The sequence below is a fragment of the Mesorhizobium sp. M4A.F.Ca.ET.050.02.1.1 genome (genome assembly GCF_003997725.1).
In the GTDB taxonomy this organism is placed as follows: Bacteria; Pseudomonadota; Alphaproteobacteria; order Rhizobiales; family Rhizobiaceae; genus Mesorhizobium.
Genome location: NZ_RZSG01001022.1, coordinates 1 through 1,827 on the forward strand (window position 1 = coordinate 1; position 1,827 = coordinate 1,827).

The following is a 1,827-nucleotide window of genomic DNA, read 5'->3' on the forward strand; positions in this document are numbered from 1 at the left end:
GTTTTCCTATGCCGAGGCGGCCAATATCCTCGGCGTGCCTGCCGGCACGCTGATGTCGCGCATCGCGCGCGGGCGCGAGGAACTGCGTGGCCTGCTGGATGACACGGCGCGCCGCCGCTCGATAAGGATCGTCGAGAAATGACCCGGCGCGATTTCTCCGAACGCGACATCCACATGGCCCTTGACGGCGAGCTGCCGGGCGAGGAGCGCATGGCCTATGAGGCTTGGCTCGAGGCCAATCCCGAAATGAAGGCAAGGGCCGCCCGCTTCGTCGCCGACCGGGCGGCCCTTCGCGCCGCCTTTGCCGGCGTGCTCGACGAACCGGTGCCGGCACGGCTGAAGCAGGCCGTGTTCGGCGAGGCGCCGGCGAGGACGACAGCGTGGCGCGCGCGCTGGTGGCTTTCGGCCGCCGCAGCAGCGGTGCTGGTGATCGGCGGGCTCGCCGGCTATGTCGCCGGCATTGATGGCATCGGCAGGGGAGGCGAAAGCGAGGACCTGCTCGCCGAGCAGGCGATCGCCGCCCACGTCATCTATGCCGCCGAGAACCGCCATGCGGTCGAGGTGCCGGCGAGCGACAAGGACCATCTGCAGACCTGGCTCTCCAACCGCGTCGGCCTGAAGCTGGTCGCTCCCGATCTCGTGGCTGAAGGCTTCCAGCTCGTTGGCGGCCGGTTGCTGCCGGCCGGCCAGGGCAAGGCGGCGATGCTGCTCTACGAGGACGCCAAAGGCGAGCGCATCTCGCTGTTCGTGACCGCCGAATCGGCCGGAAAGTCCAAGGGCACCTACGCGGCCGAGGCTGACGGTCCCGAGGCTGTCTACTGGCTGGACAAGGGCTATGGCTGCGCCGTCGTCGGCTCGCTGCCGCGCGAGCGTCTGGCGGCCGTCGCCAAGAGTGCCTACGGCCAGCTTCTGGCCGGCCTTGCCAGTTGAAAACCGGCGTTTTTCTGACATCGGCGCCATTCCGAAAACAGCGCGCCAGTACAGCGCTCCTTCAGCATTGGACCACTATTCAACCTGTCACAATTCGGCCCTAATCGAGGTGCGAAAGCGCTTGACGAATACCGGTGATTGCGCCGGTATACCGATGTTTCGACCGGGGCCGTTTCCACAATCCAATCGAGGTTTTCTGAAGCCCGCATGCCTGCCGAGATCCGCAAGGCCCGCGTGTCCGACGTCGATGACCTCGCCGCCATCGAGAAGGCCGTCTTTTCAAGCGACCGCATGTCGCGCCGCTCCTTCCGCCAGCTGATCGAGCGCGAGACCGCCGAAATGCTGGTTGCCGAAAGCGATGGCCGCGTCGCCGGCTATGCCGTGGTGCTGTTTCGCAAGGGCAGCGGCGTCGCCCGTCTCTATTCCATCGCCGTCGGTCCCTTCTTCGGCCAGCTCGGCATCGGCCGTCAACTCCTGGCGGCAGCGGAGGAGGCGGCCTTCGAGCACGACCGTATGATGCTGCGCCTCGAAGTGCGCGAAGACAATCATCGCGCCATCCGCGTCTACGAGCAGGCCGGCTACCGCAAGATCGGCCGCGAGCCGGACTACTATGAGGACGGCGCCACCGCGCTACGCTACGAAAAGACGCTGCGCGGCGACGTGCCGATCGCCACCATGGTGCCGTTCTATCCGCAGACCTGCGAGTTCACCTGCGGACCATGCTGCCTGATGATGGCGATGGCCAATTTTGACCACGGTTTCGTGCCCGATCCGGTGATGGAAATCCGCCTGTGGCGCGAGGCGACCACTGTCTTCATGATGTCTGGGCCTGGCGGTTGCGAGCCGTTCGGACTGGCGGTGGCCGGCTATGAGAGCGGGCTCGCGGCGGAGATATTC

At 66.2% G+C, this 1,827-nt stretch carries 3 protein-coding genes; all 3 read left to right on the forward strand.

Going from position 1 to position 1,827, the window contains the following annotated elements:
- On the forward strand, positions 1-142 hold a 142-nt coding region (locus EOA33_RS34480), incomplete at its 5' end, for a sigma factor-like helix-turn-helix DNA-binding protein (protein WP_348628293.1).
- The gene (locus tag EOA33_RS34485; RefSeq protein ID WP_127407634.1) at positions 139-930 is read left to right on the forward strand and encodes an anti-sigma factor; all 792 of its coding nucleotides are present in this window, start codon (positions 139-141) and stop codon (positions 928-930) included. The genes EOA33_RS34480 and EOA33_RS34485, both read left to right, overlap by 4 nt.
- A gap of 207 nt (positions 931-1,137) precedes the next feature.
- Positions 1,138-1,827: peptidase C39 family protein (locus EOA33_RS34490; protein WP_127407635.1), on the forward strand; the 690-nt coding region annotated here is incomplete at its 3' end.